The organism is Paenarthrobacter sp. PH39-S1 (genome assembly GCF_030063245.1).
Classification (GTDB): Bacteria; Actinomycetota; Actinomycetes; order Actinomycetales; family Micrococcaceae; genus Arthrobacter_M.
On sequence record NZ_JASISR010000026.1, the window covers coordinates 55,730 to 61,729 of the forward strand.

At 63.0% G+C, this 6,000-nt stretch carries 5 protein-coding genes; 2 read left to right on the top strand and 3 right to left on the bottom strand.

Translation table 11 applies throughout. The features are described 5' to 3' along the window. Positions 1–65 precede the first annotated feature (65 nt). A complete protein-coding gene (ligD, locus tag QMG52_RS15965; protein WP_283561399.1) occupies positions 66–1,100 on the top strand; it encodes a non-homologous end-joining DNA ligase in 1,035 nt (344 codons plus the stop codon). A 47-nt stretch (positions 1,101–1,147) separates the two neighbouring features. Here ligD and QMG52_RS15970 read toward each other — a convergent pair whose 3' ends face one another. Next, positions 1,148–2,200: an ATP-dependent DNA ligase gene (locus QMG52_RS15970; protein ID WP_283561401.1), complete on the bottom strand. Its 1,053-nt coding sequence runs from the start codon at positions 2,198–2,200 to the stop codon at positions 1,148–1,150. A gap of 340 nt (positions 2,201–2,540) precedes the next feature. Between QMG52_RS15970 and QMG52_RS15975 the strand changes: the two genes are divergently transcribed. After that, a complete protein-coding gene (locus QMG52_RS15975) occupies positions 2,541–3,170 on the top strand; it encodes a TetR/AcrR family transcriptional regulator C-terminal domain-containing protein (protein ID WP_283561404.1) in 630 nt (209 codons plus the stop codon). 188 nt (positions 3,171–3,358) lie between these two features. On the opposite strand, the gene QMG52_RS15980 is transcribed toward QMG52_RS15975, so the two are convergent. Both QMG52_RS15980 and QMG52_RS15985 read right to left on the bottom strand, forming a co-directional pair. Further along, positions 3,359–3,949 (bottom strand): recombinase family protein, encoded by a 591-nt coding sequence (locus QMG52_RS15980; RefSeq protein WP_283561405.1) that lies wholly within the window; start codon positions 3,947–3,949, stop codon positions 3,359–3,361. A 161-nt stretch (positions 3,950–4,110) separates the two neighbouring features. Beyond that, positions 4,111–5,502, bottom strand: coding sequence for a hypothetical protein (locus QMG52_RS15985; RefSeq protein ID WP_283561406.1), 1,392 nt, complete (start codon positions 5,500–5,502; stop codon positions 4,111–4,113). Between the last annotated feature and the right edge of the window lie 498 nt (positions 5,503–6,000).

Consider the following 6,000-nt stretch of genomic DNA (forward strand, 5'->3'; position numbering starts at 1 on the left):
TCCTGAGTTCTCGGTGCCGAACGGAAACACATGACGCGGCGGCCTTCCTTGAGTAGGTTGTTCCTATGGCAAGCGAAGCAGTAATACTTCCCGTCGGCGGACCGCATGGGGAACGCGAGGTGCGGATCTCCAGCCCTGGGAGAATCCTCTGGCCGGAGCCGGGGATCTCGAAGCTGGACCTTGCCCGGTACATCGTGGCGGTGGGGGAGGCCTTCGTTGCCGCCAATGGAGACCGGCCGGTCTCCCTGCAGCGCTTTCCGGACGGGATCGACGGCGAGCAGTTCTTTTCGAAGAACCCGCCTAAGGGCGCACCGGAGTTTGTCCGGTCGGTGATGGTCGTCTATCCGAGCGCTCGGTCCCATCCGCAGCTGGTCATCGATGAGCCGGCGGCTGCCGTTTGGGCGGTACAGATGAACACCGTGGTGTTCCATCCGTGGGCTTCCCGCGCCGGCAATTCGGACAATCCGGACCAGCTGCGCATTGACCTGGACCCGCAGCCGGGCACGGACTTTGCCGATGCGGTCCCGGTTGCACTGGAGCTGAGGTCCGTGCTGGCGGAGGCTGGCCTCACCGCCTTTATCAAGACCTCCGGAAACCGCGGCCTGCACGTGTTCGCCGCGATCGAACCGGTACACGAATTCCTGGATGTGCGTCACGCCGTGATCGCGGCGTCCCGTGAACTTGAGCGCCGCATGCCCCAGAAGGTCACGACGGCGTGGTGGAAGGAAGAGCGCGGCCGTCGGGTTTTCGTTGATTTCAATCAGGCGAACCGCGACCGGACGATTGCAGGCGCCTACAGCCCGCGTGCCCTGGCGCACGCGCCAGTCTCCTGTCCGCTGGCGTGGGACGAGCTGGAGAACGCGGATCCGCGGAACTACACGCTTGCCACCGTGCCGGAGCGGCTTAAAACGGTCGGCGACCCGTGGGCCGACATGCGTGCGACGCCCGGGACAATCGGGGAGCTGCTCGGCTGGTGGAAGCGGGACGTGGAGGCCGGATTGGGCGAGCTGCCTTTCCCGCCTGATTACCCGAAAATGCCAGGGGAGCCGCCGCGGGTGCAGCCCAGCCGCGCCCGCAAGCCGGACCCGGCGGCTACGTAGCGCCGCAGCAGGAAACCTCATCGGGTCGTCAGGCGAGCATCTGGCCGTCAGGCGAGCACCCGGTTCAGGTCATAGGCAATGGGCCGCTCCAGCTGCTCGAAGGTGCATGACCGTGCCTCCCGGTCGGGGCGCCAGCGGAAAAACTGCACGGTGTGCCGGAATCGTGCGCCCTCCATCTGGTCGTAGCGCACCTCAACCACCCGGTCGGGCCGCAGGCGCACGTAAGAGATGTCCTTGCCCGCGGAGAAGCGGCTGCGTTCCGTCTCGCCGGTGACGACGGCGCCGTCGTCGTCCTTGAGGACGAGCGGGGCGAGCTCATCGATCAGTTCCAGCCGGCGGGCATCACTGAACGCGGACGCGCCCCCGATATTCCGCAGTTCGCCGTCGCCGTCGTAGAGGCCCAGCAGGAGTGAGCCGACACCGCTGCCGCTTTTGTGGACGCGGTAACCGAGGAGCACCACGTCCGCCGTTCTGTGGTGCTTGGTTTTGAGCATCAGGCGCTTGCCGGGCGCGTAGGCGGCGGCAAGCGGCTTGGCGACGACGCCGTCGAGCCCCGCGCCCTCGAACTCGACGAGCCAGTGGCGGGCAAGCGCAACGTCCGTGCTGGTCCGGGTCAGGTGGATCGGGTCGCCGAGGTCTCCGGCCAGTGCTTCGAGCGCCGCGCGCCGTTCTCCGAAGGGGGTGCCAAGGAGGCTGTCCTTGCCCCGCGCCAGGAGGTCAAAGGCGACGAACATTGCCGGGGTCTCTTCGGCGAGCTTGCGGACTCGGCTGGCGGCCGGGTGGATGCGCTGCGACAAGGCTTCCCAATCCAGGCGTTCGCGGCCCGGTTCTCCGCTGCGGACCACGATCTCGCCGTCGAGCACGCATGGGCCGGGCAAAAGCCGGGCGAAGGCACTCTCCAGTTCGGGAAAATAGCGGGTTAGCATCTTCGACCCGCGGCTGCCGATCTCCACCTTCGATCCGTCAAAGTAGACGATGCCACGGAAGCCATCCCATTTCGGCTCGTAGCTGAGTCCGCCCAGGACGCTGTCCGGATCCGGCACGGCGTCCACAGCCTTGGCGAGCATGGGCTGGACAGGGGATGCGGCGGACGGTTCCATGCTTCGATCTTGCCTTAGCGGACGCCGCGGCGGTAGGGGTGCCGGACTTCGGGGGTGCTGGACTTTGGGGGTGCTGGACTTTGGGGGTGCTGGACTTTCCCAGGGGTGCCGGACTTTCCCTGACGTTGGTCCGGCCGCGCATGGGAGGGCCCCTGGGCGTTGCCGGTTCCGGTGAAGGCCGGTGCATTGCTCGACGCCGGCCTGCTATTCGGGCCGGGAGCGATGGCCAGGACCGCGATGGGGGAGTGCCCGGGCGCGCAGCGCTTCAATCGTGCGGCATTATGGAGGGACTGCGGCCCGGGACTTCCATGGGACGTGTACACAAACGATCAGGATGCGGATGTCACTATCACGACAGCAGATTATCGACACTGCACTGAAAATCCTGCGCGACTATGGTCTGGCGGATCTGTCCATGCGGCGGCTGGCCCGGGATCTCGGCGTGCAGCCGGGGGCCCTGTATTGGCATGTAAAAAATAAGCAGGAGCTGTTGGGTGTCCTGGCCGAGCGGATTCTGGAGAACGTAGACGGCGGCGCGGCAGCGGATGACGTAGCGGGCGACGGCGGCGCGGCAGGTCCGGGCGCCAGTGCGGGCTCGATCCGGCGGCTGGCGCTGGAGATCCGCCGGGCGCTGCTGCAGGTTCGGGACGGGGCCGAGGTGGTGTCCCTTGCCCAGGCCCTGGACCCCCAGGCGCTGGGCCCGGTCATTACGTTGCGCCGGCTGCTGGCCACCGCAGGCCTCGGGGAGCCGCAGGCTGGGTGGGCTGCCAGAGCGGTGACCCATTACATCCTTGGGGCCGTGGCGGAGGAACAGACCCAGGCTGATCTCGTCCGCGCCGGGCTGGTCACGCGGGATGGAGGCGGAGATGACGACAGCTCGGGGGCCAGTGACGGTGCTGATGATGCTTTTAACTTCGGCGTGGACTTGTTTCTGGCCGGGCTGAGCGTACAGCCAGCATCCCAGAGCTAGGTTAATGGCCGGAGACAGAGTTGACGGCCGGAGACAGGGTTGGGGTCTGAGGAGGATCGGTACGGAAGTTCACGTTTAGAGTGTGTCGGTGCTGATCCGGTTTTGAACGGTGGGATCGCGGACGGAGCCTCCGATGCTTAGCCTGACTTCGCGTTGAGTGAGCTCATCAGAAGTCATCTGCACAATTCTCAGGAGCGTATTGGCTCGGCTGCCCTGCGTTGTCCGCGTTCAACGGCCCGGTAGATGGTGGATCGGCTGATGGAGAATAGTTCGGCCATGGTGTATTTCCCCACATCGTGCAGTTCCAGGAGGTGGACTTCCTGCTTCACGGTGAGTTTTGGCTGCTTTCCCCGGAGCCGTCCGTTGGCCTTGGCGACTTTCATTCCTTCGCGGGTGCGCATGCTGATGAGGTCGGCTTCGAACTCGGCGATCATCGCCAGTACGTTGAATAGCAGTTTGCCCATTGGGTCGGTGGGGTCGTGGACGGAGCCGCCGATGTTGAGTTTGATTTCGCGGCTGGCCAGGTCATCCGCAATTTCGTGGGCGTCCCGGACGGAACGGGCTAGGCGGTCGAGTTTGGTAACAACGAAGGTATCTCCGGCCCGGCACGCAGCGAGGGCTTCGCGGAGTCCTGCGCGGTGCTTGTTTCTGCCGGTGAAGCCGTGATCAACATAGACGCGTTCCGGCTCCACGCCAAGGGCAGCCAGTGCGTCACGCTGTGCGGTGAGGTCTTGCTCTTCCGTGGATACGCGTGCGTAGCCGACCATGAAGTTAGACATGCGGTCCAGTGTGTCATATAAGGCCCCATCACCGGTCAGTTTACCGGACACCCCTTACGGTACAGTCGGTGGCCAGCAGTCGCAACGATGCACTTCATGGGCGGGTTTGTCCGGTGGAGGACCGGCTTACGGACCTTCTCACAAGGCTGCCAGGTTTCCGCTTACGAGACGCCGATCTTGTGTTCGACGTACCCTTGTAGGACGTCGAGGCCTACGCCGAGCCCGCGGTTGCCGAGGTCCGCCAAGAAGCGCTTGAGACGACCACGCGCCGCGACACGTTCGGCCCCTCGTGCACCGCCGTCCTCCAGCTCGTGAACAGCCGTTTCCAGCTGAGTGCGCTCATGGCCGCCGAAGGTCGCAACGAGTTCGAGCAACTGTTTCGCTTCGGCTCCGAGGTTGACGGTTCCCGCGATGTTCTGGACCACCGAACCGGCAACCTCGTTGATGAACTGCGGATTGAAATTATTGACTGTTAAGGAAGGACTTGGGTTCAACTTCGGCCCCTCGATAACCCCGATAGCCGCCGGAGGCGGAAGCAGCTCGTCCAATACAGCCTCTAGGTCCCTACTCTTCAACTCATCGACCTCAAGCACTATGTTCTCGAGTTCATGCTTCAAGCTCAGCACCCGCTCCTCCCTTCGTTGCTTAAGGTCGAGGCTGAGACGGCGTGCTCGGGTCGCATACCGCGACACGATGATTGTTGCTGCGTCCTCCGTTACGCCGTTCGCGATGAGCTGGGCGATAGCGGCCGCTGGCATGGCCACACAGTCCCCGAGGAAGGACGAAAAATCCTCGAAGTAGCGGCTCAATCCACCCTCAGGCTGGCCGTCCCCGCTGAAGAATTCGAACACTTGGCCGGCGGCAGTGCTGTAGCCCTCCTGACGAACGCGGCTGTGGCCCGTCTGGCCAAGCCACTCGCGGAAGAGGCCGAGGAGAGCCTCCGCCTCTTGCGCGTAGAGACGACCGCTGGGGACGTAGAAGCGAAAGAGCAGGTGCCGCTCATTGTCCTCTAGGAACCCGCTCGCGATGATCGAACGTTCCACGTTCGTGCGGTACGGAAAGACGTTAAGCTGACGATCCCGGAGCATGGCGTTCACGCGCTCCCGTGTGGCGTCGGAAATCGCTCTGAAGGGATCCTCCCTAATAGATTCGAAGAAGGCGCGATCCTCATCGCTAAGCGCGTGAGTGACGTCAATCTCCATGGCACGCTCAACTGGTGAAACGTCGTTGGCCGCGCGCTGCTCGTCGGTGAGGAACACTGCTTCATGGACGAGAACCACGTGAGAGCGGTCGGCGAGAGCATTTAGCAGGGCCCTAGACGCTTCTTCATACTCGGGCCGGCACATTGCCTCGTAGTCGCTGCGCCTCAGAACGACCAGTGCACCACGACAGTGCGGCGAAGTAATCATGGCCACGATCGTGGTCCAATTTTCAGGCTTCGAACTAAGCAGCTTCTTAAGATAGAAGACACCGCTCGACCTCAATTTCGTTGTGGCCGATTCACTGTCAACGTCTCCAACGAAAAGAAAGTAATCAGGCTCATCTGTGGTCACTCACCATTTCTACAGGCTTCGCGCATTGGAGCGAAGCCGGCCGGTCAATACGTGCTCAATACTGGGTAGGTGTCCGAAGAACGATCCCTCAGCGGGCGCTGCAGGGACGATAAATGGGAGACTGGGAGAGTGATTCGTACTCTGAACGTACCCGTTACTCTCAGCGCTAAAGCTCAGGAGCTCACTCTGCGCAGGGCTTCCGACAAGGACCTCAGGGCGCTGATGCTCCTTCTTGCGGACGATCCAATCAGCACAACAAGGGGTGACAAGGCCGACGATTCTGACTCCGCCGCTTACAGGTCTGCATTAATTGCGATCGTCACAGATCCCTCCAATGAGCTCCTAGTCGTCGTGAACGAGGCAAACGAGCCCCTAGTGTCTCGCGCCGTTAATTCGTTTTAATAGTCGTCCCAGTGATTCGAGGATCTCCTCGGCGGTCTTCGTCCAGATAAACGGTTTGGGATTCTCGTTCCACCCCTTGATCCAGTTGCGCAGATC